The organism is Shewanella ulleungensis, assembly GCF_014648315.1.
GTDB classification, from domain to species: Bacteria; Pseudomonadota; Gammaproteobacteria; order Enterobacterales; family Shewanellaceae; genus Shewanella; species Shewanella ulleungensis.
The window spans coordinates 511799-535262 of record NZ_BMQW01000001.1 but is presented as its reverse complement, the minus strand read 5'-3'; the positions used below and the strand labels follow the sequence as shown (position 1 = coordinate 535262).

The 23464-nt window shown below is 38.6% G+C and carries 22 protein-coding genes and 3 tRNA genes; 16 read left to right on the top strand and 9 right to left on the bottom strand.

Annotated elements, in window-relative coordinates; genetic code table 11:
• Nucleotides 1-4: 4 nt before the first annotated feature.
• From ccoP to ttcA, 8 genes are all read left to right on the top strand, one after another.
• A complete protein-coding gene (gene ccoP, locus IEY40_RS02260) occupies nucleotides 5-973 on the top strand; it encodes a cytochrome-c oxidase, cbb3-type subunit III (protein WP_188952913.1) in 969 nt (322 codons plus the stop codon).
• A gap of 117 nt (nucleotides 974-1090) precedes the next feature.
• Entirely contained in the window at nucleotides 1091-1570 is a 480-nt protein-coding gene (locus tag IEY40_RS02255) for a FixH family protein (RefSeq protein WP_188952911.1), read from the top strand.
• Nucleotides 1571-1573: 3 nt separating this feature from the next.
• Nucleotides 1574-3973, top strand: a complete 2400-nt coding sequence (locus IEY40_RS02250) for a heavy metal translocating P-type ATPase (RefSeq protein WP_188952909.1) — start codon at nucleotides 1574-1576, stop codon at nucleotides 3971-3973.
• Entirely contained in the window at nucleotides 3970-4158 is a 189-nt protein-coding gene (ccoS, locus tag IEY40_RS02245; protein WP_188952907.1) for a cbb3-type cytochrome oxidase assembly protein CcoS, read from the top strand. The genes IEY40_RS02250 and ccoS overlap by 4 nt, the downstream gene beginning before the upstream one ends.
• Before the next feature lie 2 nt (nucleotides 4159-4160).
• Complete coding sequence (locus IEY40_RS02240; RefSeq protein WP_188952905.1) at nucleotides 4161-4850, top strand: sulfite exporter TauE/SafE family protein; 690 nt, start codon at nucleotides 4161-4163, stop codon at nucleotides 4848-4850.
• Between the two features lie 55 nt (nucleotides 4851-4905).
• A complete protein-coding gene (gene etrA, locus IEY40_RS02235; RefSeq protein ID WP_188952903.1) occupies nucleotides 4906-5658 on the top strand; it encodes an electron transport transcriptional regulator EtrA in 753 nt (250 codons plus the stop codon).
• Between the two features lie 99 nt (nucleotides 5659-5757).
• Complete coding sequence (uspE, locus tag IEY40_RS02230) at nucleotides 5758-6687, top strand: universal stress protein UspE (protein ID WP_188952901.1); 930 nt, start codon at nucleotides 5758-5760, stop codon at nucleotides 6685-6687.
• Between the two features lie 89 nt (nucleotides 6688-6776).
• The gene (ttcA, locus tag IEY40_RS02225) at nucleotides 6777-7721 is read left to right on the top strand and encodes a tRNA 2-thiocytidine(32) synthetase TtcA (protein ID WP_188952899.1); all 945 of its coding nucleotides are present in this window, start codon (nucleotides 6777-6779) and stop codon (nucleotides 7719-7721) included.
• A gap of 134 nt (nucleotides 7722-7855) precedes the next feature.
• Here the strand turns inward: ttcA and IEY40_RS02220 are convergent, their stop codons facing one another.
• Both IEY40_RS02220 and IEY40_RS02215 read right to left on the bottom strand, forming a co-directional pair.
• A complete protein-coding gene (locus IEY40_RS02220; protein ID WP_188952896.1) occupies nucleotides 7856-8497 on the bottom strand; it encodes a DUF2987 domain-containing protein in 642 nt (213 codons plus the stop codon).
• Nucleotides 8490-9308, bottom strand: coding sequence for a glucosaminidase domain-containing protein (locus tag IEY40_RS02215; protein ID WP_428848129.1), 819 nt, complete (start codon nucleotides 9306-9308; stop codon nucleotides 8490-8492). The genes IEY40_RS02220 and IEY40_RS02215 overlap by 8 nt, the downstream gene beginning before the upstream one ends.
• 249 nt (nucleotides 9309-9557) lie before the next feature.
• On the opposite strand from IEY40_RS02215, the gene yvcK reads away from it, so the two are divergent.
• Nucleotides 9558-10502, top strand: coding sequence for a uridine diphosphate-N-acetylglucosamine-binding protein YvcK (gene yvcK, locus IEY40_RS02210; protein ID WP_188953467.1), 945 nt, complete (start codon nucleotides 9558-9560; stop codon nucleotides 10500-10502).
• A gap of 82 nt (nucleotides 10503-10584) precedes the next feature.
• Here yvcK and IEY40_RS02205 read toward each other — a convergent pair whose 3' ends face one another.
• The 5 genes from IEY40_RS02205 to thrS all read right to left on the bottom strand — a co-directional run bounded on the left by IEY40_RS02205 (nucleotide 10585) and on the right by thrS (nucleotide 15706).
• On the bottom strand, nucleotides 10585-11778 hold the full coding sequence (locus IEY40_RS02205) for an amino acid aminotransferase (RefSeq protein ID WP_188952894.1): 1194 nt from the start codon (nucleotides 11776-11778) through the stop codon (nucleotides 10585-10587).
• A 798-nt stretch (nucleotides 11779-12576) separates the two neighbouring features.
• Nucleotides 12577-12936 (bottom strand): 50S ribosomal protein L20, encoded by a 360-nt coding sequence (rplT, locus tag IEY40_RS02200; RefSeq protein ID WP_011637486.1) that lies wholly within the window; start codon nucleotides 12934-12936, stop codon nucleotides 12577-12579.
• A gap of 18 nt (nucleotides 12937-12954) precedes the next feature.
• The gene (gene rpmI / locus IEY40_RS02195) at nucleotides 12955-13149 is read right to left on the bottom strand and encodes a 50S ribosomal protein L35 (RefSeq protein WP_011496149.1); all 195 of its coding nucleotides are present in this window, start codon (nucleotides 13147-13149) and stop codon (nucleotides 12955-12957) included.
• 82 nt (nucleotides 13150-13231) lie between these two features.
• Entirely contained in the window at nucleotides 13232-13774 is a 543-nt protein-coding gene (gene infC, locus IEY40_RS02190) for a translation initiation factor IF-3 (RefSeq protein WP_248947833.1), read from the bottom strand.
• A gap of 3 nt (nucleotides 13775-13777) precedes the next feature.
• A complete protein-coding gene (thrS, locus tag IEY40_RS02185) occupies nucleotides 13778-15706 on the bottom strand; it encodes a threonine--tRNA ligase (RefSeq protein ID WP_188952892.1) in 1929 nt (642 codons plus the stop codon).
• A gap of 513 nt (nucleotides 15707-16219) precedes the next feature.
• Here thrS and IEY40_RS02180 point away from each other — a divergent pair.
• On the top strand, nucleotides 16220-16420 hold the full coding sequence (locus tag IEY40_RS02180; protein ID WP_188952890.1) for a CPXCG motif-containing cysteine-rich protein: 201 nt from the start codon (nucleotides 16220-16222) through the stop codon (nucleotides 16418-16420).
• A 95-nt stretch (nucleotides 16421-16515) separates the two neighbouring features.
• Here IEY40_RS02180 and IEY40_RS02175 read toward each other — a convergent pair whose 3' ends face one another.
• On the bottom strand, nucleotides 16516-17136 hold the full coding sequence (locus IEY40_RS02175) for a riboflavin synthase subunit alpha (protein WP_188952888.1): 621 nt from the start codon (nucleotides 17134-17136) through the stop codon (nucleotides 16516-16518).
• 28 nt (nucleotides 17137-17164) lie between these two features.
• Between IEY40_RS02175 and IEY40_RS02170 the strand changes: the two genes are divergently transcribed.
• From IEY40_RS02170 to IEY40_RS02155, 4 genes are all read left to right on the top strand, one after another.
• On the top strand, nucleotides 17165-18526 hold the full coding sequence (locus tag IEY40_RS02170; RefSeq protein WP_188952886.1) for an MATE family efflux transporter: 1362 nt from the start codon (nucleotides 17165-17167) through the stop codon (nucleotides 18524-18526).
• Nucleotides 18527-18702: 176 nt separating this feature from the next.
• Nucleotides 18703-18809: transfer RNA gene (locus IEY40_RS02165), tRNA-OTHER, on the top strand.
• 49 nt (nucleotides 18810-18858) lie between these two features.
• Nucleotides 18859-18935 (top strand) — tRNA-Val (locus IEY40_RS02160).
• Between the two features lie 38 nt (nucleotides 18936-18973).
• Nucleotides 18974-19050 (top strand) — tRNA-Val (locus IEY40_RS02155).
• Nucleotides 19051-19779: 729 nt separating this feature from the next.
• Here IEY40_RS02155 and IEY40_RS02150 read toward each other — a convergent pair.
• Entirely contained in the window at nucleotides 19780-20289 is a 510-nt protein-coding gene (locus tag IEY40_RS02150) for a helicase-related protein (RefSeq protein WP_229776982.1), read from the bottom strand.
• 388 nt (nucleotides 20290-20677) lie between these two features.
• On the opposite strand from IEY40_RS02150, the gene IEY40_RS02145 reads away from it, so the two are divergent.
• Nucleotides 20678-21370, top strand: a complete 693-nt coding sequence (locus tag IEY40_RS02145) for a pirin family protein (protein ID WP_188952884.1) — start codon at nucleotides 20678-20680, stop codon at nucleotides 21368-21370.
• 437 nt (nucleotides 21371-21807) lie between these two features.
• Nucleotides 21808-23331 (top strand): esterase/lipase family protein, encoded by a 1524-nt coding sequence (locus IEY40_RS02140; RefSeq protein ID WP_188952882.1) that lies wholly within the window; start codon nucleotides 21808-21810, stop codon nucleotides 23329-23331.
• Nucleotides 23332-23464: the final 133 nt, after the last annotated feature.

Sequence of the window (23464 nt, the reverse complement as noted above, 5' to 3'; positions counted from 1 at the left end):
GATTATGAGTAACTTCTGGAGCATTTGGATTTCTGTACTGACTATTGTGGTCATTGTTGGTTGTTTTATTCTGCTTAAGCTAGTGAATAATAATTACACTGGTGTAGAAGAAGGCAAATCAATGGGCCACGAGTTTGATGGCATTGAAGAACTTAACAACCCGCTGCCAAAGTGGTGGGCTTATATGTTCTATCTGACTATCGTATTCGGTGTGATCTATTTAGCTCTATACCCTGGCCTTGGTAACTACAAAGGCCTATTTGGTTGGACAAGTTCTAACCAAAGTATTGGAACTGAACTAGGTCTAAAAGCCGATTCAGCAGCAGCACTTGAAGCCGCAAAAGCAGAAAACCGTTTATCACAGTATGACCGTGAAGTGGCTCATGCTGATGAAAAATATGGTCCTATCTTTGCTGCGTATTTAGCGACTCCGTTAGAAGAGTTAGTTAAAGATGAAGAAGCATTGAAAGTGGGTGGTCGTTTATTTTTACAAAACTGCGCTCAATGTCATGGTTCTGACGCACGTGGTTCAAAAGGCTTCCCTAACCTTACAGACGACGATTGGTTATATGGTGGCGATTTAGCCACTATCAAAACCACGTTAATGAATGGTCGTAACGGTATGATGCCGCCTAAAGGTGGTTTACCTATCGAAGACAGCGAGATTAAAGGTCTAGCTGAATATGTGATCAAACTGTCTGGTGGTGAGCACGACGAAGCACTTGCTGCTCAAGGTCAAGGTTCGTTCATGAAAGGTTGTTTTGCGTGTCATGGTATGGATGCTAAAGGCAACAAGTTCATGGGTGCCCCTAACCTAACTGACAATGTTTGGTTATATGGCGGAAGCCGTGGCTATATTGAAGAGTCAATCATTAACGGTCGTGCCGGTGTTATGCCAGCATGGAAAGACATTCTCGGTGAAGAGAAAGTTCACGTTATTGCTGCTTATGTTTATAGCTTATCAAACAAATAGTTATCATTAGCTAAATATAAGGCCTCGAGGTAATCGAGGCCTTTTTTTTAAGTGATTATTAAGCTGTTACGCGTTAAAATAGTGCGGTAAATTTTTACAATATATTTAGGATGTATCATGTCGAATCAACCCCCTTGGTATAAACAATTTTGGCCTTGGTTTTTAATCGTTTTACCAATGTGTGCCGTTATTGCCAGCTTAACCACTTTAAAAATTGCGTTAGATAATTCTGACTCTTTGGTCGCTGAAGAATATTATAAAGAAGGCAAAGGCATTAACATGGACTTGCGCAAGATAAAATATGCGCAGCAAATAGGCATGAAGTTTTTAGTTAAAGTCACCGACCAAGAGTTACAAATCACTCAACAAGGTGGTCCTGAATATCGTGCAGCGTTAAATGTCCGTTTTTATCACCCAACGATTGAAGCGAACGATTTCAGTTTAAATGCGACTGCTGATGCTAACTATGTTTATCGCATTCCTTTAGATGCTGCAATCAAAGGCCCCTGGGAAGTACGTATTGAAGGTTTTGATGCAAAATGGCGAATTCAACAACGTATCGAAATTAAAGATGACGTTGAATATTGGCTTAATTAATTTATGACCTCTTGTTTCCATTGTAATGAACCCGTTCTCACTGGCGAGCAATTTACCACCATAATCAACGGGCAAGCACAACCTATGTGTTGCCCTGGCTGCCAGGCTGTGTCTCAAGCTATTATTGATGCAGGATTAACGAGCTATTATCAGTTCCGAAGTGAGCCAGGTAACCGCCAAACCGCATTAGTACCAGAGCAATTAACTCAATATAGCGCTTACGATCTCCCTGAAGTTCAGCAAGACTTTGTCCATAAACAAGGTGAAATCGACTCTACCTCATTATCAATTGATGGAATAACCTGTGCTGCCTGCGCCTGGTTAATTGAACACAAACTCAAGCCAATTAACGGGATAACAAATGTACTGGTTAATTCAACCACACAACGGGCTATGGTCAGTTGGGATAATAACACTATAAAGTTAAGTGAAATATTACAACTCATTAGTCAAATTGGTTATCAAGCTGCACCTTATCAGGTAGACGAACAAGAAAAGCAATCTAAAGCTGATAGCCGAAAGTTTTTGTTAAGACTCGGTTTAGCTGGCTTTGCTACCATGCAAGTCATGATGTTTGCCCTAGCCTTGTACACGGGTTACTTTACTGATTTAGACGTTGAATTTAGAGATTATTTCCGTTGGGTCAGTTTAATTTTTGCCGCTCCTGTCGTGTTGTATTCTGCCCAACCGTTTTATTTTAGTGCCTTACGCAGTTTGTTAAGTGGCAAACTCAATATGGATGTTTCTGTCTCTATTGCCATTGGCGGTGCATTTATTGCCAGTTGTGTTGCGACGATTCAAGGCAACGGTGAGGTATATTTTGAATCCGTGTCTATGTTCACTTTCTTTTTATTGCTCGGTCGCTACTTTGAACAAACGGCAAGACAGCGTGCTTCGGTGAGTTCGAGTAATTTACATAAACTGATACCCTTAACCGCTCATTTAGTTAAAGACGGACAAACGGTTGAGATTGCAGCAAAAAAATTACGAATAAACGATGTTATTTTAGTTAAACCTGGTGAAGTTATTGCTGCAGATGCTGTTGTTGTGTCGGGTAAATCAAGTGTCAATGAAGCCATGCTCACAGGTGAGCAAATGCCTATAACTAAACAGCTAGAGGATCATGTTTATGCTGGCACTATTAATGTTGAGCAACCGCTTCACATTAAAGTTAATGCATTAGGTCAAGATCAATTAGTGGCTGAAATTATACGTTTACAAGAAATGGCATCAAATAACAAACCCGCTATTGCCTTAATTGCAGACAGGTTAGCGAGGTATTTTTCAGCCACTATTTTATCTATTGCACTCATCACCTATATTGTTTGGTCTTTTATTTCGCCTGAGGATGCATTTTGGGTCACCTTATCGGTACTTGTGGCAACATGCCCTTGCGCCCTCGCCCTAGCCACGCCAACCGCGGTTACCTGCGCTACTGCCATTTTTACACAATTAGGCATCATTACCCGCAAAGCGGGAGTATTTGAAAAACTAACCCAAATTGATCATGTCGTGTTTGATAAAACAGGGACATTAACCTGTGGTCAATTGTCGATTGGTGAAGTCAAATTAGAGAAAAACTATTCGCAAGATCAAGTATTGGCAATTGCTGCAGCAATTGAACAAGGTTCATTACATCCTATTGCAAATGCTTTTAAGCCTTACGTTAAGAACATTCATCAGGTCGTTGATGTTGAACATCATGTTGGCTTGGGTATCGCAGCAACTGTTGATAATCAATCAGTGAAAATTGGCAAACTTGCATTCGTATTGTCATACACTGAAGCATTGAAACAAGAGCAGGACATTCAACACGCTCAACTAATTTATTTGTCGATAGACAATCAACTGGTTGCCCAAATTGAAATGCTTGATCAACTACGAATAGACAGTAAGCAAACGGTTAATCGACTCGCACAATCAAAAATTGGCTTAAGTATTGCCAGTGGTGATAGTTCTGGTCATGTTGAATATCTAGCACAAAAGCTTGGTATTACTGATGTTCACGCAGGCTTGTCGCCTCAGGGAAAGTTACAATTCATTAACCAATTGCAACAAACCAAAAAAGTGGCAATGTTTGGCGATGGGATAAATGACGCACCTGTGTTAGCGGGTGCAAATTTGTCGGTCGCTATGGGGAGCGGCAGTGCAATTGCTAAAAACAGTGCTGATCTCATTTTACTAGGAGACCACTTGTCACGCTTCAATGATGCGATTAATGTAGCTAAACAAGCCCAGCGCATCATACATCAAAATTTATTATGGGCATTTGCTTATAACGTTATTATTTTGCCATTGGCAGTGACTGGGCATGTTGCTCCTTATATTGCTGCAATTGGTATGTCTGTCAGCTCACTGATTGTTGTGAGTAACAGTTTAAGGCTTCTTAGGATAAAACTATGAGTATCATCTACGTACTAATCCCTATAGCAATGTTGTTTGTATTGATTGCAGTTGCCATCTTCTTTTGGGCGGTTAAGTCTGAACAGTTCGATGATTTAGACAGACAAAGTGTGTCTATATTATTTGATGATGAAGCAAAAAAACCACAACAAAATGACAATATCGCCAATAAAACAGAGAAATAAGCGTGATTGAATATAATGTCGGTGGCGCGTTTATAGTTGGCTTAATGGGTGCTGCACACTGTTTTGGTATGTGTGGAGGCTTAATTGGCGCATTTTCTACCAATATACCCAATAATGGCCAAAGTAGATTAGCTAACCAACTGCGCTTTTTATTGAGCTACAACTTAGGAAGAATTACCAGTTATACCCTTGCGGGGGCTTTAGTGGGTGGTAGTGCATCGGCATTAGGACAATTATTTGATGCCGATATTTATTTACTTTGTTTACGAATTTTTGCTGGTTTTATGATGATACTAACCGGTTTATACATTGCACAAATTTGGTTCGGTATTGTACATATAGAGAAAGTAGGCAAAGTATTGTGGCGCTATTTACAACCATTAACCCGCAAAGTTTTACCCATTAAACATCCGCACCAGGCTTTACTTGCTGGTATGGTATGGGGATGGCTACCGTGTGGGTTAGTTTATAGCACACTAACTTGGTCTGTTGCTTCAGGCAGTGCACTGCAAGGTGCTTTGATTATGTTGGCATTTGGTTTAGGGACTTTACCTGCATTATTTGCTGCAGGAATGGCAGCAAAAACCTTAGCGCAATGGGTACAAAAGCGTGCTGTTAGATTATTGAGTGGTTTATTGTTAGTGTTATTTGGTTTACAAACACTCTACATTGCTTTTAGTCAGCTAAGCTAGTTAGTAACGTTAATTTGGTTTAACATAGTAAAGTTTATACAAACTGAGAATGGGTATGACTTCAGAAATAATCAAAGCTCGTCGACCATCAACTAGCGGATCCGCAATTCATTGCCACGACTGCAGTATGGAAGCCTTATGCATCCCTTTTACTCTCAATAATGATGAATTAGACAAACTAGATAACATCATTGAACGTAAAAAGCCTATTCAAAAAGGCGACCTTATTTTTAAATCTGGGGACGGCCTCAAATCTTTGTATGCCATTCGCTCTGGGACTATTAAAAGTTACACAATAACCGAACAAGGTGATGAACAAATTACCGGCTTTCATCTTGCTGGTGATGTGATTGGTTTTGATGGTATTCATGCTCAACAGCATCAAAGTTTTGCACAAGCATTAGAAACGTCAATGGTGTGTGAAATCCCTTACGATACCCTTGATACACTCGCCGGCTCCGTACCAAAACTTCGACAACAAATAATGCGTTTAATGAGTAGTGAAATAATGACTGATCAGGAAATGATTTTATTACTGTCCAAGAAAAATGCGGAAGAGCGCTTAGCTGCATTTATTAATAATTTATCAAAACGTTTTGGTAACCGCGGATTTTCTTCTAAAGAATTTAGATTAACCATGACTCGAGGTGATATCGGTAATTACCTCGGACTCACAGTTGAAACCATTAGCCGTTTATTGGGGCGCTTTCAAAAGTCTGGGTTAATTGAAGTTAATGGTAAATACATCAGTATTGTTGACCATGTTGAACTAGCAAAATTAGCAGGTAATGCACGCATAGCAACTTAAAGCTAATTAGTATGATCTACCTCAAGGTTTATTTATTAGTAAACGGTAATACTATAAGCAGTTAATATAAAAACAAAATTCAACAGCTTTGGAGGTTTTATGAAGGATTATAAAAAGATTTTAGTGGTGATTAATCCTACAACTGATCATCAACCAGCATTAGCTCGCGCAGTCGAACTCGCGAGTAAAAGTGATGCTGTAATCACTGCATTTTTATCTATCTTCGATTTTTCATACGAAATGACCTCTATTTTGTCTAGCCAAGAGCGTGAAGCGATGCGCCAAGGTGTTATTGACCAACGTGTGGCTTGGTTAGAAAATGCAATTAGCGGTTTTAGCAGTAAAAAACTGACCATTAATACTGAAGTAGTTTGGCACAACCGCCCTTTTGAAAGTGTAATTAATTACGCAATGAAAGGTGCTTATGATCTTATTGTAAAAAGTACCCATCAACACGATAAACTTAAAGCTGTGATCTTTACTCCTACTGACTGGCATTTAATGCGCAAATCACCAGTACCAGTGTTGATGGTGAAAGAACATGATTGGCCAGTGCAAGGTAAAATAGTTTGTGCAGTCAATGTTGTATCCGAAGATGATGATCATCAAAGTCTTAATGGTAAAATCATTAATCATGCACTAGATTTAGCGAAAAAGTTCTCAGCCAGTGTTCACCTTGTGAACGGTTATCCAGGTACGCCTGTGAATTTGGCTATCGAGTTACCAGACTTCGATGCCAATATTTATAACAACACCGTAAGAATGCAGCACGAACAAAGAGTGCAATACCTTGCACAAGCTTATAATATTCCGCTTGAAAATTGCCATGTAGAGGAAGGCTTGCCAGAAGACGTCATTCCTGAGCTAGCTGCTAAATTAGATGCCGAATTAGTAGTTTTGGGTACAGTAGGCCGCACAGGATTTTCTGCTGCATTAATTGGTAATACTGCTGAACATGTTATCGATAGCATTAATTGTGACTTATTAGCGATTAAACCTGATGGATATAAATCTCCTTTAGAAGATTAGTCGATTAAGAGTAAGCGAAAACCTTTACCCTGCCCTCGTTTACTGGAATAATACGCGCCCTGAAACACTTGGTTACTGGGCGCATTTTTATGTCTGAAGTTGAAGTCGATACAATCGCAAAAAAAAATATTACTCGTATGAATAAACTGCAAAAACGTTTGCGCCGTGAAGTCGGCTCTGCGATTGCAGATTACAATATGATCGAAGATGGTGATCGTGTTATGTGTTGTTTGTCTGGCGGTAAAGACAGCTACACCATGTTAGATATTTTATTAAATCTTCAGCAACGTGCCCCTATCAAGTTTGAAATTGTTGCGGTAAATCTAGACCAAAAACAACCTGGTTTCCCTGAGCATATCCTGCCTGCATATCTAGACAAAATTGGTGTGCCATACCACATTCTTGAAAAAGACACTTACTCTATCGTTAAAGAGAAAGTGCCTGAAGGTAAAACGACTTGTGCATTGTGCTCACGTTTACGTCGTGGGACCTTATATGGTTTTGCGCAACATATCGGTGCAACCAAAATTGCTTTAGGCCATCACCGTGATGACATTATCGAAACCTTATTTTTGAATATGTTTTATGGTGGAAAACTCAAAGCGATGCCACCTAAATTATTATCTGATGACGGCGCTAACATGGTCATTCGTCCATTAGCATACTGCCGTGAAAAAGATATTGAGGCGTATTCTGATCTCAAAGAGTTTCCTATTATTCCGTGTAACTTGTGTGGATCTCAAGAAAACCTAAAGCGTGGCGAAATTAAAAACATGCTAAAACTTTGGGATAAACAATCACCCGGTCGCATTGAAACTATATTTACCGCGATGCAAAATACTGCCCCTTCTCAAGGCGTCGACCGTGAACAATTTGATTTTGTGTCGCTTAAACGAAATCCAAACGCAGAAAATAAAGGCGATGTAGCTGATGCCGATTTACCAGCTTTTGATTTTGTAGACATCAGTAACAATGGCCATATTAATTTAGATGTCAGTAATCGAATTGATATTGTAGCAACGTTTAAACCGTAATTTTTTTATTAAAATCTTTACCTATATAGATTACATAAACAAAAGGCGCTGATTAATATCAACGCCTTTTTTTATTTTAAATCAAAAGCACTTTTACACTAAGCACTACTGATTGTTACTCATTTTATAATGACTTATTGATTGTTAACGTAAGGGCTAACCACATTTGGCTTCTCGCTAAATGAAATCTGTTTTAAATGATTCATTTGATCAAGAGTAAGTGTAAATTTGCCATTCAACAATTGTTGCGCATCATCGATAGTGATTGTTGTATCAGCAGTTAAAAATTCAAACGTGATACCATCAATTGGTTTGCGAAAATACTTCATTGGAAAACCTTGTAAGCCATCGAGCAAACGATTCATATCGGTATTGAGTGCAAGTAATTCTGCTTGCGTATATTGTTGTTGAGTTGAGCGGGCACGTACTTGCATTGCAATAGCACACTTGCTTGCATTACCTGCTACTTCGATATTCACCAAACCTCTATCTGATTTCAATTGTGCATCATACGGAATAAATAAACGCTGTTGGTCTGTATACGTTAAAGGATATGTTTCGTTTTCGGTTGTGATACTACCAGAGGTAATCGTGCAATCTGTGGTAACCGGAACACTAAAAGCCAACTCAACAAGTTGGTAATTTTGTTTGTTAACTTGCTTTAAACGATCATAAAAGCCAACATACTCTAATGAAACAGTTTCAGCTACGCTGCTACTGGCAACAACGGTGGTCGATAATATCAATAATCCATGACGTAGCGAACGGTTAAGCATTGGCTTGGTTTCCTGTTAAAAATGATTTGTTATGTTTAAGCATTTCAAGCAGCTCATCGATATATTCATCCTTACGTTCAGAATAATTGATTAGTCCAAACACGAGCTTTTCGGCTGTCGGTTTTATGTTTTGTGAGCGTAGGTCAGCACGTATAGAACGAAATAGTCGATAGGCTTGATTAGTGTTTAGGTTCACCATATAAGCAATGATTGAATCTTTTGGCGAATCAAATACGGCAACTTCATGGTTTTTGCCATTATCTCGCGCTGAAGGCACAAGTCCACAACCAGGTGAGAAACACCATTGGCCAAAAAAATTGAAGCCTTCAACCGCAAAGCGTGAGCTGCCCCAACCACTTTCGTTAGCCGCCTGCACCAACACCATATTGACAGGAATAATATCAATTCGTTTGAGCAACGGAGATAATGTGTTGCGAGTAAATGATTTAACATCGTACTGATATTTATCAATTATAGATTGTAAACGTTCAGCATCAACCTCGCGTAAACCTATGCCATTATCAATTTGCTCAATCATTGCGAGTAAAAATTGACGCTCATGGATAATTATTTGGTTTTGGGCTTCAATGGCTGGGCGTAAGTAATCAAAAAATGTTTGTTTTTTGATTGCTATATCTTCAATTTTTGAAAAATCAGGCATTTTGCCTAAATCAATATTATGCAATTGCCCCAAAGCAGAACGCGGTGAAGAAGGCGTTGATTGCGGAATAACAAGCACTCTTATGGTTAACAATGCAATAACAGCTATACCTAATGCAAATGTCATTTGACTAATACTGCCTAACTTCAAACGTACCTGCCTTATTTGTATTGTTTAAAACTGCGTAATTATAACCTTAAAACCATGATGAATCATCAAAGGCACTTTTTTCATTGTTACTTCGAAGCCATCATAACTCGATGATCACGAAAGCTTAAAATTAATTACACGTTAATGTCATTAAGCGGTTAGAATCAAAGCAATATCTTGCGGCGCGCCTTCATCATTATCATTCTCCGTGTAATAATCAACACTCAAGGATTTGAGAACAACGCTATGTTGAATCATCAATTACTGAATATTGATCATGTCGTCGCTATCGGTGGCGGTCATGGGCTTGGCAGAATACTTGCTGCACTGGCATTTTTAGGTCCTAAATTAAGCGGTATTGTCGCCACCACAGATAATGGCGGCTCAACAGGAAGGTTAAGGCAAGACCAACAAACTATTGCTTGGGGTGATTTACGTAATTGTTTATCACACTTAGCTCATCGCCCTTCTCTAGGCTCAATGTTATTTGACCACCGTTTTACTGGCGACAATGAGTTAGCTGGGCATAATTTAGGTAATGTCGTGTTACACGCACTTGACCAATTATGCGTACGCCCACTCGATGCGGTTAATTTAATTCGCGGAATATTAAAAATTGAAACGCAAATTATTCCAATGTCCGAAGCATCTACTCATTTGGTTGCTCTAAGCCATTGCGGAGCAAAAGTGTTTGGCGAATTAAACGTTGATGGTATGACCGAGGCGCCAATCGCTTTATCGTTAGAGCCACAAGTACAAGCTACATCTGAAGCTTGTTTAGCCATTGAAAAATCACAGTTAATTATTTTAGGACCCGGTAGTTTTTTAACAAGCATTTTACCTCCATTACTCATTCCTGAAATTGCCGAAAGTATTAGAAACTCAAATGCGCATGTGATGCTTATCGATAACTTGACCGCTGAATATTCTCCTGCAAGTACCTTTAGTATTGAGGATAAAATTGTTTGGTTAAACCAGATTATCGGTAAAAATGTAATTTTGGATGTTATTCAACATGGAAATGAACAGAAATTGGCTAGCCATTATTGTAATGAGGTGCGTTTTAATCAATTTAATTTAGTCAGTAAGCACCACTCAGGTCTTCATGATAAACAGGCTTTAGCCGAAGCAATTGAACAAGTGTGCCAATTTCATTTAGCACAACTGCAGCTCCCTGAGCTAAATATAATCTGATCCCTTTGAACACACCGACAGATCACAAAAAATCAAAAAATAAAAAAGGCTGCCATAAGCAGCCTTAATTATTTATGGCTCTTTATAGCACTTGTGCAATAGCCTTACATACCGCCGGCATATTGTTTTTAGTTAAGCCTGCAACACTAATTCGACCAGAACCAACAATGTAAATGGCAAATTCATCTTTTAAACGAGCAACTTGTTGCTTATTTAAACCTGAGAAACTGAACATACCATTTTGACGTGAAATAAAGCTAAAATCTTGTTCTACGCCCTCAGCTTGTAAACTGTCAACGAATAAAGTACGCATTTCTGCAATACGTTCACGCATTTCAGTTAACTCAGCTTCCCATTCTTGACGTAATTCTGCGTTTGCTAAAATAGTGCTGACAATTAATCCGCCATGAGCAGGAGGATTTGAATAATTTGCACGAATTGTTTTTTTAATTTGGCTAAAGCTATTAATCGCCGCACCTTCATCTTCTGCTACAACCGTTACAGCACCAATACGTTCATTATATAAACCGAAGTTTTTTGAAAATGAATTGGCAATAAGCAACTCAGGTACAACAGCAGCTACAATTCGAAGACCTTGCGCATCCTCTTCAATTCCTGCACCGAATCCTTGATATGCAAAATCAAATAACGGCAACAATTGCTTGTCTAAACAAACTTGTGCAACTTGACTCCATTGTGATAGAGACAAATCAATACCGGTTGGGTTATGGCAACAACCATGCAATAACACTACATCACCCGCTTTAGCTTGATTAAGATCGACTAGCATCGCATCGAAATCCATATCGTGAGTTTCAGCTTTATAATAACGATATTCTTTGACAGTTAAGCCAGCAGTTTCAAAAATATTTTGATGGTTGGCCCATGTAGGATTACTCACCCAAATAGTCGTTGATTTAGTATTGCGCACTAAAAACTCGGCAGCAATACGCAATGCACCTGTACCACCTGGTGCCTGAGCTGTTACTGCACGCTTATCATTAATAATTTGGCTATTTGAACCGAACAATAAACCTTGAACCACCTGGTTGTAAGCTTGTACGCCCTCAATACCTAAATAGTTTTTGGTCAGTTCTGTTTCTAGTAAAATAGCTTCTGCTTTTTTTACAGATTTCAATACAGGGGTTTGCCCTGCCTCATCCTTATAAATACCAACACCTAAATTGACTTTATGTGCACGAGTATCGGCTTTAAAAGCATCTGTTAAGCCTAAAATTGGGTCCGCTGGAGCAAGCGTTACTTCAGAAAAGATCATTACAACTATCCTAAGTGAGGGAAGAGACGAATTTTGTTTAGTTATACCATTGTATCGACAAGCTGAGTAGTGAGATTTTTGATTGTTGAGACAAAATTACATAATCACTAAAATTACATCACAAATTTTGATACTACTTTAATTTAATCAGCAAACGCTATGGAATTTAAATAATTGAAGCGAGATGTTAAGTACATTTATGTTCTACACGGTAATTTATGATAGGCATGTCTCTGTTGACTTATATTACTTTAAGAAAACGGCTTTAACGATATTGTTTTGATAAATGGTAGCAATGGCAAATTTACTAACTGCATCGTGTTATGGTAACTGAACAAACCTACTAAGTTTATAATGTCCTTTATACATGCTTTTTGTTAATCCGTGTCTATCTACAATCTGTATTTAGACAATTTAACTATTTAAAACCAATAATACTAAAGACATTTTCCATTAATTATGTGACCAATCAGAGTCACTCATACTGTCCAGTTTGAGGCGCATGGTTGAAATAATTAAGGCAATGCAACAAATAAATGGACAGTCTAAGCGTCTCCTGAAGGCGAGTTTCTGTGTTTTCTATACTGCTTAATAGCATTTTGACGTAAGACTGCATGGACGCAGGAGGTAGAGCAACGCAGGAGCAGTTGCCGAGTGCAACTATGCCTACAATTCCATTACTTGCCTAGAAGACACAGAACTCTCGCTGACTGACCAGATTATTAGTGAAATTGGTATTAAATCTAAAGGCATAAAAAAAGGAACCCGAAGGTTCCTTTTTCCAAAGCGTTTCACTAATTACTTAGTTAATGCTTCTTTTGCTTTTTCAACTAAAGTTGCGAATACAACTTTGTCGAAAACAGCGATGTCAGCCAAAATCTTACGATCGATTTCGATAGACGCCTTTTTCAAGCCGTTAATGAAACGGCTGTAAGACAGACCATTTTGACGTGAAGCCGCATTAATACGTGCAATCCATAATTGACGGAATTGACGTTTTTTCTGACGACGGTCACGGTAAGCATATTGACCAGCTTTAGTTACTGCTTGAACAGCAACACGGTAAGTACGGCTACGAGCGCCATAATAACCTTTAGCTAGTTTAAGTACTTTTTTGTGACGAGCACGAGCGGTTACACCACGCTTAACTCTAGGCATTGTTTATCTCTCCTTTAATTAAGCGTATGGTAGTTGACGTGCAATTGCTGGCACATCAGACTTAGCAACTAAACATTTAGCACGTAAGTGACGCTTACGCTTAGTGCTCTTCTTGGTCAAAATGTGACGTAAGTGTGCTTGCTTGCGCTTGAAACCATTAGCGGTTTTCTTAAAACGCTTCGCTACACCCTTGTCTGTTTTCATTTTAGGCATTTCTAAAACTCCGCATTGGGACGTTAATAAACGTAAGGCGAGCAAAAGCCTCAAGAGACTTTTGCTACTTTAGGTTGCCCTACTATTTCTTTTTAGGTGCTAGCACCATAATTGCTTGACGACCTTCCATTTTCGGGAAAGATTCGACAACCGCATACTCTTCCAAATCAGCCTTGATACGGTTCAAAAGATCCATACCTAGGTTTTGGTGTGCCATTTCGCGACCACGGAAACGCAGCGTAATTTTCGCTTTGTCACCATCTTCTAGAAAACGAATCAGGTTGCGTAGTTTTACCTGATAGTCGTTTTCATCAGTGCCGGGACGGAATTTAATTTCCTTCACCTGGACCTGTTTTTGCTTCTTTTTTTGTTCTTTTTGAGCTTTCGCTTTATCAAAAAGGAACTTACCGTAGTCCATTATGCGACAGACCGGAGGCTCAGCATTAGGGCTAATCTCTACGAGATCAACACCTGCTTCATCTGCAATACTCTGAGCTTCTTTAATGCTAACGATACCAATTGCTTCACCTTCTAAATCCGATAAACGGACTTCAGGAACACCAGTGATTTCTTCATTGATTCTATTAGGGGCTGGCTGTCGCCCTGCTGTTCTTTTGATCTTTATGACCTATTCCTCCAACAATTTGAGACTACGGAGCGAAATTTGTTGACGTATTATAGAGGCGAAATCTTCTAATTTTAACTTGCCTAAATCAATACCGTCACGTGTACGCACCGCGACTTCCTTATTTTCCATTTCTTGATCACCAACGACCAACAAATAAGGCACACGTCTAAGTGTGTGTTCGCGTATTTTAAAGCCTATTTTCTCATTCCTCAAGTCAAAAGATGCTCGAATACCCTGTTCTTTGAAGAATTTAACAATTTCTTCAACATAATCAGCTTGTTTATCAGTAATATTCATTACAACTACTTGCATTGGAGCAAGCCAAGTTGGGAATTTACCAGCGTATTCTTCTATCAATATACCTAAGAAGCGTTCTAAAGAGCCTAAAATAGCACGATGGATCATTACCGGAGTCTGGCGACTGTTGTCTTCAGCGACATAAGTAGCACCTAAACGAGTCGGTAATGCGTAATCAAGCTGTACTGTACCACATTGCCATGCACGATCTAAACAATCATGTAAGGTAAATTCGATTTTTGGGCCATAAAACGCGCCTTCGCCCGGTAATATTTCATATTCTATATTATTTGCGGCTAATGCTTGCTTTAGAGCTTCTTCAGCACGATCCCACATCGCGTCATCACCAATACGCTTTTCTGGGCGAGTTGACAGTTTTACGACAATGTTTTCAAAACCGAAGGTTGCATATGTGTCATATACCATTTGGATACAAGCACTGACTTCTTGCTGTACTTGCTCATCGGTACAGAATACGTGTGCATCGTCTTGAGTAAACCCGCGAACGCGCATTAAGCCGTGTAATGAACCAGATGGTTCGTTACGATGACAACAACCAAACTCAGCCATACGCAATGGCAAATCTCGGTAAGATTTTAAGCCTTGATTGAAAATCTGTACGTGACCAGGACAGTTCATTGGTTTAATCGCGTATTCGCGACTTTCACTGCTCGTGGTGAACATAGCTTCAGAGTATTTATCCCAATGACCTGACCGTTCCCATAGAGAACGGTCCATCATTAATGGGCCTTTTACTTCTTGGTAAGTGTACTGTCCTAATTTTTGACGAATAAACTTTTCAAGCTCTAGGAATATGCTCCAACCATCATTATGCCAAAACACCATTCCAGGTGCTTCTTCTTGCATATGGTACAAGTCTAACTGTTTACCAATTTTACGGTGGTCACGTTTGGCTGCTTCTTCTAAACGCACCAAGTGAGTTTTAAGGGCTTTCTTGTCTGCCCATGCTGTTCCATATACACGCTGTAGCATTTTGTTATCTGAGTTGCCACGCCAGTACGCACCAGCGACACTCATTAACTTAAAGTTTTGACAAAAGCGCATGTTTGGCACGTGCGGACCACGACACATATCAACATATTCTTCGTGGTGATAAAGTGCAGGAGTTGCGTCTTTACTGATATTTTCGTCTAAAATAGCAATTTTGTATTCTTCACTACGTTCGCTAAAAGCGTCACGAGCTTCTTGCCAAGACACAACTTTTTTAACCACATCGTAATTGGTTTTAGCTAGCGCAAGCATTCGCTTTTCAAGTGCTTCAATATCGTCTTGCGTTAACTTGTGGTCCAAATCGATGTCGTAATAAAAACCGTTATCGATAACTGGGCCGATAGCCATTTTTGTTTCAGGCCACATTTGTTTGATTGCGTGACCTAATAAATGCGCACAAGAATGGCGAAGGATTTCAACACCCTCGTCGTCTTTAGCCGTAATGATAGCGAGTTCTGAATCTGCTGTTATCAAGTCTGTTGCGTCTTTAAGCTCACCGTTAACTCGGCCAGCAATACACGCTTTAGCTAAACCAGGGCCGATGTCTAATGCAACATCAAGAGTTGATACAGGATTGGCAAACTCACGTTTGCTGCCATCAGGCAATGTAATAATAGGCATGAAAAGTCCTTGTCCAGTGGTGACCCACACGTAGGGCCACATGGTAATTAAGTATGTTCTTTTGGAACGAGAGACACGCTAATGAAATCAAGACAGTACAGGAGTCTTAGTTACCCAGAAACGTAGCACGTTATTCTATGTGATAAGCCGTTTACGACGCAACCTTACGAGGCTCAATTGCGACAATATTTATGCTTTTAAACAAATTAATTTGGTAACTGAATAGATTATAGAACTCTTGACATGATGACCGATGAAAATATTTTTAAACCGTTACAACAAATTAGACGCCATGCTATTAATATCAATTTAGTCAACATTACACATTCAGATTTTGAGTGATATTTACTCACAACCTAAAGCGTTGATTAAAAATAGTTTAATATATAAATAATAAATAAAAATCGAATTACATCGATATTTTTCATCAGAACAAAAATCAACCAAATGAATGAATCATAATACCTCAAGCCCACTATACTGTTTATAACAACATTTGTGGGAGGTTTTACAATGAGATTATTATCACGCGCAATTTGTTGCCCGCATTGCGGTCATCATCAACATGTCACAATTGATGCAAGTGCTGGAGATCAAGAGTATTACGATGATTGCCGTATCTGCTGTAACCCTATTCATATCCGTATGCATTTAGATGATAACCGACGTATGATTGAGCTTCATGTAGATTCAGATGATGAACAAATATATTAAGCATTAGCCTTTGTGTTTTGCTAAAGAGATGTAACGCTATTATATAAACAATAACAGCGTCGCATTTACACTTTTTAAAAGGCATTAGCGATTAATCAACTGTTGAGCAGTTGCTTTTTAGCAAGTATCCGCTCGACAGTATCAACAATCACCTGTGTTTGACTGTCAATTTCGATATTGATCTTATCGCCAGGCTGATATTGGCTGAGATTAGTCAATTTCAAAGTTTCGGGTATCAGATGTAACATAAAACCACTATCACTCACTTTACCAACCGTTAAGCTACACCCATTAATACCTACGAAACCTTTATAAAAAATATAGTTCATCCATTTCGAATCTACATGAAGTTCAATATTATAATGTTCCGCAGTATCACTAACACCACAAACAACGGCTTGAGTATGTACATGGCCAGACAAAATATGGCCACCAATTTCAGTGCCAAACTTCAACGAACGTTCAATATTAACTTTATCCCCGACACTGATATTACCTAAGTTAGTCAGGGCTAATGTTTCTTCCATTACATCAAAAAACACCTTATCATTTAGGATCTTGGTTACCGTTAGGCAAACCCCGTTATTAGCAACACTTGCGCCAGTCACTAATCCCTGTATTAACTCAGGTGTCATAAGGACTTCAAAGGTTTTAAGCCCAGCGGATTTTTGTATTGATACCACTTCGCAAGTGGCTTGAACTATACCAGTAAACATATTTTCTCGTTCCGTAATAGGCTTTTTAATGAATAATACAGGTTTTCAAATTCAGCGCTTAATAAAATTAGCGCTTCCGGTACTTATTGCCCAAGTCACACAAACCATGATGGGATTTATCGACACAGTGATGGCTGGACGCGTCAGTGCTGTCGATATGGCTGCGGTGGCTGTAGGCACCAGTTTATGGCTGCCTGCAATTTTATTTGTTCAAGGTTTATTAATGTCCTTCACACCAGTGTTTTCCCAACACCATGGTGCTAATAATCAACAAGTGATCCCATCATTAATATTTCAGGCTGGATATATTGCCATAATTGGTGGGATTGGCGTGATGTTCTTTCTGGCGTCTTCAACCTATTTACTTGATTTGATGAATTTAGAACCACAATTAAAAATATTAACCGTAGGTTACATCGATGCAATTTTATGGGGCGCTCCTGCTTTTGTATTATATCAAGTCTTACGCGGTTGTAGTGAAGGTATCTCTTATACGATGCCTACAATGGTAATTGGATTTATTGGCTTAGCTGTGAACATTCCAGCAAACTATATTTTTATCTATGGTGGCTTCGGTATACCAGCAATGGGCGGCGCGGGATGTGGCGTAGCAACGGCATTAGTGTTTTGGGCAATGTTAGTCGCGATGATAATTTACATGTTAGTCGATAAGACTTTTAAAGAGCTTGAACCCTTTAAGCAGTTTTACCGTCCGCATTTAGCCAGCATGTGGTCAATGACAAAATTAGGTATGCCAATCGCAATGGCCTTGTTTTTTGAAGTCAGTCTATTTGCCGTTATTGCTCTCTTTCTTGCGCCTTTAGGGGCAAATGTTGTTGCTAGCCATCAAATTGCCCTAAACTTTTCATCAATTGTATTTATGTTGCCATTATCTATTGGTATTGCGGTTTCTATCCGTATTGGTTATTACCTTGGCCGCAATCAACCAGAAATAGCAGCGTTAGTTGCGAGAGTAGGATTAGGCCTCTCTTTGGTATTAGCAGTTTGTACGGCACTATTAACTGTTACCTTTAGACATGAAATTGCTCTTCTGTATAACGACAACCCAGAAGTAGTTGCATTGGCAGGCAGCTTAATGATGTTAGCGGCTTTTTATCAAATATCAGATTCAGTCCAGGTTGTTGCTGCAGGTGCATTACGCGGATATAAAGACACCCGCAGTGCATTTTACATTACGCTGTTTTCATATTGGTTTATTGGTATGACTACTGGATACGTTTTAGGCTACACCAATTTAATTATTGACCCCATTGGAGCACACGGATTTTGGATTGGCTTAATAGCTGGGTTAACCGTTGCAGCAATATTATTTGCAATACGCTTAAAGTACATCCAGAAGAAAGGATTTGAGTTTAAACAAATTGGATAATTTGAGTTGCATATTTTAAGGTTTAAACAGTTTCATTGCTTAACCTTGAATCAAGTTGCACAGCAAATCACCATTTAGTCATAAAAATGATTTTTTTACTTGCAAGCGGTAGGCTATCCCACTTACTATAGCGACCGCTTTGAAGCAAAACGCTTTTAATGTTTTCTTTAAACGACACACCCGTAGCTCAGCTGGTAAAAAAGAGTAGCACTACCTACTCATTTGATAAGCTGTGGTAGGGTTGGTATTCTCGATGTAAAAAGCAGTCCACTCGGGTGTACCACTCTTTTCAAAGAGTCTAAACATTGAGATTCTATTAAAAAGTAAACAATACACCCGTAGCTCAGCTGGTTAGAGCACTACCTTGACATGGTAGGGGTCGGTGGTTCGAGTCCACTCGGGTGTACCACTCTTCTGACAGAGTTTAATCAGTCAATTTCAAACAATACACCCGTAGCTCAGCTGGTTAGAGCACTACCTTGACATGGTAGGGGTCGGTGGTTCGAGTCCACTCGGGTGTACCATTCTTGTATTTAATACAATACCTTAACTAAATTTCAATTCTTTAACTCTGTGCCTGAAGAAACTTTTTTGCCCCTAAATCCTGAGTTTTTCAAATATATTTAAATACCCCCTCTCCCTGTTAACCGCTTAGTGATGCGTTAATCACGCAATCAAAATTTGTCACTTTAACCTCAAAAAAATGCGTTTTTATCATTTTGTGCCCATTTCGTGCCAAACAAGTTGGCACAAGATGAATTTTGACATTCTTAAGCTGACCACTAGCTTAAATGGCACTACAGCTGATTGTTTGGTGCTATTGTGTCAGTTGATTCTTTGTGAAACCATTTGATTATATGACATATATGCATCCAGCTTACTTAAATTGATGATTTTATAAAAATCATCAGGGGATTCTTCGGTACAGTGTCCCCCTCCGAAATGTGAGGTAACATGGTTTTTCTGCATCCGGTTGCGATGAGAGTTCTGGTAGTGCATTGGTTTAAAAAATAGGTTTTAAACATATTGAACCGCAGACACGATAATGTGAAGATTCAGAAGAAAAGTATTACAAAAATAGATTATGAAAAAACCTAAATTATTCGCACGACTTAAACATTAGTAAACTTAAAGCTTGAACATTAACAACAAACAATGTTAGTTAAATTATATCTCACATTAGATGTGCTAATGAGCCCACTCACGAGATCCCTTACATTTGACCCAGTAGTCTTGTTATATGAAAATGAATATCAGAAAAACTGGGCAAGCTCATTTGGCTCAATACTCGGATTTGCTACAACAGCATCACTTAAATCAACTTTGTTTGCCAATAAGCCATTTAAATGTTGATCAAAAGAACGCAAGTTGGGATGAAGCGCCATTGGAATATAAACATTCACATTCCTCGTTTGTCCTATCCGGTAAACTCTATCAGTCGCCTGAGCTTCTTTTGCCGGATTCCAGTGTCGTTCAAGATGGACAACTTTATTGGCCCTAACAACAGTGAGCCCCACACCTGCAGCAACAGGAGACATTACAATAACACCAAAGCCTGGTAATGTTTGAAAACGATCAATAATCGCTTTCTGGGTTTTAGTTTCGGTCTTAGTTGCTACAGCTTTTGTATCACCGTTAATAATATCAACGTGAACCCTAAATAAACTAGTCACCAATGCACAAACATATCCTTGAACGGCTTTTGTTTCAGCAAAAACCAACACCTTCTCAGCACGCTTTTCAATTTCATTAAGCACGGACATTAAAGACTTATGAAAGCTGTATCAGCCTATTACAATTAAACATGATTAGCTGAAACATACCTAGGCCCCTACTCTCATTTTAATAAAGTAATAACTTATTAGTTAATCTATAAAATTTTAATTAGTACGATAAAGCATTACGGTAATTTTAGTTTTATTAGTTAATACGATATTCAAAACTTTAGGTGTGATAAGAAGATTCAGCCATACAACTTTCGTTTTCTTAATGACAAAAGCTGATATTTTATTCGTATGTGGGGTTAACATTCGGGATTTTAAGGAAAACAAAGACCATTCTTATTTTTAGAATGTTAGACGCTTATTATACTAATTTTAATGCGAAATAAAGAACTTATAATTTGTTTATAAATTATGAGGAGAAACATTTATGTTAACGATACGCAAAGCTTCAGATCGTGGTGCCGCAAATCATGGCTGGTTAAAAAGCTTTCATACTTTTTCATTTGCTAATTATTACGATCCTGAACACATGGGTTTTTCAGCTTTAAGAGTAATTAACGATGATACTGTTGAACCTGGAATGGGCTTTGGAAATCACGGTCATAGAGATATGGAAATTATCAGCTATGTTCTTGAGGGCGATCTAGCTCATAAAGATAGTCAGGGAAATATTAAGACTCTACCCGTAGGTGAGTTTCAACTAATGTCGGCAGGTAGTGGTATTACTCATAGTGAGTACAACCACAGTAAAGATAGAAAATTATCTTTTTTACAAATATGGATTGAGCCTAGCATAAAAGGTCAAATGCCTAACTATCAACAGAAAAACTTTGGGCAAGATGAAGGTCTAACCCATGTGATCAGCCGCGATGGAGTCGGTGATACTTTACAAATTAAGCAAAATGCCAACTTGTATCAATTGATCTTAAAAGACACTAAACATGCTGAGCTTAAAAGCACATCCGCTAGGCAGTATGTACACTTAATCTCGGGAGAATTAGCGGTAAATGGTGTTGAAATAAAGAGTGGTGACGGCCTAAAAATAAGCGACGAAAAATTACTGTCATTTTCATCATTAAGTGATGAGCCTATTAAAGCCTTGGTATTCGAGTTACCATAAACATCAAGATGGTCATACTATACAGTATGACCACCTTTTATCGGAACTAACCTCCAACTCCTCTTGCCTCATCTTCTGCCAACTTTCTGTCAAATTATTCCACGGATAAACTATAGATTTGAACTTATTAACTGACAACTTAATACCTATTAGTACTTTGGCAAATCACGGATAATATATTGAGTTATTCTCAAAGTTTCATTATTTTAATAGTTTTCATTAACTAGCAGAATAATTTGTTGCAACATTTAGTCAGCTGTTTATGATGAATGATATAACTATGGTACATACTAATTTAATAGAGAAATTGAGTGGAAATCAGATATCACCTCAAGCTGAATTTTTTATCACTCCTGTTAATTTTGTTTTTACAGGGCTGTGCCAGCAATAACTATTTTAAGCTCATTGACACACCTGTGACCACAATGGATCTTAATGTGTCTTCACTCCCCACTTGGAATAATCTTGATAATGCAGACGTAGCAAAGCAATGCCAGCAGTTTGCTTTTATAAACAATAGTATTATCGCTCTCAGTTGCGCCAACACATTATTAACGAGAAATAATTTATCGACACAAGAGAAAAATCAAGCCGTCGAACTTTATAATCATTCCCTACAACAGCTTGTCAATTTAGTCCTACAACAGCGTACGCTCGACAACCTTGTGGTCAAAGTCAATGGTCTAAACCTAGCTAAACAGAAACATAGATTGGTGCTTACCTCTGCCTTTAATATATTAGAACCGCGATTAAAAGTGACTGAATTTGGTGAATTGGGCGTGCTTGCGATTAGAGAGCGTGACAACACTAAAAAAGGTCAGGATAAGTTTTATCCGTCTGAAGGCATCTTCCGAAGTGTTAATTTTCAGTTTGACTCACTTACCGTGCATAACGGTAAGTACGTCTTGAAACTGCATGCAGCAGAACTCAGTAGTGCGACAGATATAACTAAAGGTAACAATCAATATCAGCAAAAGTATTCTCCAGCAGCAGCTTACTTATCGCTACTTCAAAAAGCCGATATTGATAACTTTAGTGTTATAGGCGTAATACACGCCGCTAAAGCTGAATTTCGTCGAGGCGTGTTCGCCGTAGAACCGATATCGACAACTAAAATTCCAATTATTATGATCCACGGGTTAAATTCTGATCCTATAATATGGCGCTATTTAACCATGGTGTTGTTAAACGATCAGCAGCTTAGCAATCACTTCCAAATCTGGCATTTATATTATCCATCCGGTCCACCGCCATTTTTTACCTCTATGAAATTAAAGCAAAGTATCGATGACTTATTAAGCTCAATTAACCAGCCTAATTTTACCGATGATGCGGTATTTATTGGCCATAGTATGGGGGGTATTGTCACAAATGTACTAACCACTGACTCTGAATATGCATTATGGGATGCAGCCTTTATTGATAGGCCTGAAATGTTTGAAGAAAAACCTGATAGAGACTTAGAAAATATTTTTATTTTTAAACCGATATTTAAACATAACACGGTATTTTTTCTCGATACACCACATCGAGGCTCTGAAGTTGCGACCTCGACTATTGGCTACTTCAGCTCAGCATTAGTAAATTTGCCACAATCTTTTCTAGGATTGTTTCAAAACTTTACTTCGAAAATTGGCTTAGAAAAAATGACTAAAGCGATGCAACCTTTTATGGAAGGACCGAATAGCATTCAAGTGCTTAGGCCTGGACACCCACTAATGAATGCACTTAATGAATTGCCTATTGCTGGTGAAGCTTATTCCATTATTGGCACTGAAAATGATTTACATTGTTTGTCAGATAGTGACTGCTCAAACATCAGCGATGGCGTCGTTAACTATAACAGTGCCCATATAGATCAAGCTAAGGAGGATATTATCGTTCCTAGCACCCATAACTCTTTTCAAAGCGAACAAGCAATTGAGTTTATTAAAAGTAAACTTCTTCAACTAATTAAATAATCCATTTTTAATTAGTTGCAATGGTAGGTATATAGAATTTTCATTAATCGAATCATCAGATAGTTATTGTTGATTTTTATTTCTTTCAAGCTCTTAAACGATAGCTTCTTCCATCAGTTTTGCTGTTTTCATG

Bases quoted from the DNA above. Each gene is read 5' to 3' on its own strand.
- uspE (WP_188952901.1), top strand. From the start codon at position 5,758: ATGAAGGATTATAAAAAGATTTTAGTGGTGATTAATCCTACAACTGAT.
- IEY40_RS02250 (WP_188952909.1), top strand. From the start codon at position 1,574: ATGACCTCTTGTTTCCATTGTAATGAACCCGTTCTCACTGGCGAGCAA.
- IEY40_RS02150 (WP_229776982.1), bottom strand. From the start codon at position 20,289: ATGTCCGTGCTTAATGAAATTGAAAAGCGTGCTGAGAAGGTGTTGGTT.
- ccoP (WP_188952913.1), top strand. From the start codon at position 5: ATGAGTAACTTCTGGAGCATTTGGATTTCTGTACTGACTATTGTGGTC.
- IEY40_RS02220 (WP_188952896.1), bottom strand. From the start codon at position 8,497: ATGCTTAACCGTTCGCTACGTCATGGATTATTGATATTATCGACCACC.
- rpmI (WP_011496149.1), bottom strand. From the start codon at position 13,149: ATGCCTAAAATGAAAACAGACAAGGGTGTAGCGAAGCGTTTTAAGAAA.
- IEY40_RS02145 (WP_188952884.1), top strand. From the start codon at position 20,678: ATGTTAACGATACGCAAAGCTTCAGATCGTGGTGCCGCAAATCATGGC.
- IEY40_RS02170 (WP_188952886.1), top strand. From the start codon at position 17,165: ATGAATAATACAGGTTTTCAAATTCAGCGCTTAATAAAATTAGCGCTT.
- etrA (WP_188952903.1), top strand. From the start codon at position 4,906: ATGACTTCAGAAATAATCAAAGCTCGTCGACCATCAACTAGCGGATCC.
- rplT (WP_011637486.1), bottom strand. From the start codon at position 12,936: ATGCCTAGAGTTAAGCGTGGTGTAACCGCTCGTGCTCGTCACAAAAAA.
- IEY40_RS02180 (WP_188952890.1), top strand. From the start codon at position 16,220: ATGAGATTATTATCACGCGCAATTTGTTGCCCGCATTGCGGTCATCAT.
- IEY40_RS02175 (WP_188952888.1), bottom strand. From the start codon at position 17,136: ATGTTTACTGGTATAGTTCAAGCCACTTGCGAAGTGGTATCAATACAA.
- ttcA (WP_188952899.1), top strand. From the start codon at position 6,777: ATGTCTGAAGTTGAAGTCGATACAATCGCAAAAAAAAATATTACTCGT.
- IEY40_RS02205 (WP_188952894.1), bottom strand. From the start codon at position 11,778: ATGATCTTTTCTGAAGTAACGCTTGCTCCAGCGGACCCAATTTTAGGC.
- thrS (WP_188952892.1), bottom strand. From the start codon at position 15,706: ATGCCTATTATTACATTGCCTGATGGCAGCAAACGTGAGTTTGCCAAT.
- IEY40_RS02255 (WP_188952911.1), top strand. From the start codon at position 1,091: ATGTCGAATCAACCCCCTTGGTATAAACAATTTTGGCCTTGGTTTTTA.
- ccoS (WP_188952907.1), top strand. From the start codon at position 3,970: ATGAGTATCATCTACGTACTAATCCCTATAGCAATGTTGTTTGTATTG.